The sequence below is a fragment of the Acinetobacter sp. YH16051 genome, assembly GCF_013417135.1.
Classification (GTDB): domain Bacteria; phylum Pseudomonadota; class Gammaproteobacteria; order Pseudomonadales; family Moraxellaceae; genus Acinetobacter; species Acinetobacter towneri.
Map to the genome: position 1 here is coordinate 1 of NZ_VPEN01000138.1, position 1,158 is coordinate 1,158.

Genomic DNA, 1,158 nt, shown 5'->3' on the forward strand with positions numbered 1-1,158 from the left:
CAGTTTTCAATAGATTCCTTAGCTGATATTTCTGTCACTTTATCCTCTAACTTATAATCTGCAATAATACGTAATTGATGGAAGCTAACTAGTCGATATGCTATAGCTTTCAATTGTTTATTTGCCGGACGTAATTCTATTAAAGTCTGCCGTAAGGATGCATGAGTTCCACCTTTATAGGCATTCACAGGAATGCCTAAGGAATTGGATTTTTCATTAAGTTTATGAAATGCACAGTAATAACTACGGCTTATTATCTGACGATAATCAATTTCTGAAATTGGAGTAATAGAAATGATTTTTTGTGCAAAATTTAAAAATTCTATGCTATCCACGACTATCCTAATTCATTGCTTTTAAAATTTTCAGCCGTAAATATTATAGGATATTTAATAAGCTCTTCATACTCATAACTATCTAATAAGTCTAAAAATTTATCATTCATACCCTCATTTAACAGCATAACTGTTTCTAGATCCAAATCGGTATTGAATAGTATTGTAGAAATTTGACTATCATTCACTTCTATAAATCTATTAACTTGATTATTACAGTGTGTGAAGAAGACAGAAAAAGCTACTTTCAATACATCTCTATACAAATCGAGATTTAGATTTGTATTTTCTATAATTTCTTGACGCGTCTCATTTAAGCTTAATAATTCTTGTTCATAGAATTTTTTCTTATTGTCATCTAAAGACTTCATATTAGTTAGCCTTTGATCATTAATATAATAAATTTTACATAAATTAAAGAACGATTCAAAATATGATGGATTATTACTTAACTCAAAAGCTTTCCAATAGGAATCAATTGCTTCTGAGTACTTTCCAGCATGTCCTAAAACATTAGCTATGTTTGAGTAGATCATAGCCTGATAGCCACAATCTTTTGTAAGTAATAATATAGATTTAAATATATTTATAGCTTCATCATGCTTATTTTCATAAGCAGCTATTGTGCCTAAAATAGCTTTATATTTGCATATATCTATACTACGAACCTTTTCCGCATCTCTTTTCCATGATTGAATTTTAAAGACACTAGATGTTTTCCTAACATTAGAGAACATAGCATCAAAAATGCTTTTATCAATAGTTTGAGGAGATATCATAGTCGATTAGGAATTCCATTTTTAATGCGCGGGTATAGTACAAT

2 protein-coding genes are annotated in these 1,158 nt (G+C 29.2%); both read right to left on the bottom strand.

Features of this window, described 5'->3' with window-relative positions; all coding sequences use genetic code 11:
* Window positions 1-335, bottom strand: a 335-nt coding sequence (locus FTV41_RS14910) for a hypothetical protein (RefSeq protein WP_179996781.1), incomplete at its 3' end; no start/stop codon positions are given.
* A gap of 2 nt (window positions 336-337) precedes the next feature.
* Window positions 338-1,114: a tetratricopeptide repeat protein gene (locus FTV41_RS14915; RefSeq protein WP_179996782.1), complete on the bottom strand. Its 777-nt coding sequence runs from the start codon at window positions 1,112-1,114 to the stop codon at window positions 338-340.
* Window positions 1,115-1,158: the final 44 nt, after the last annotated feature.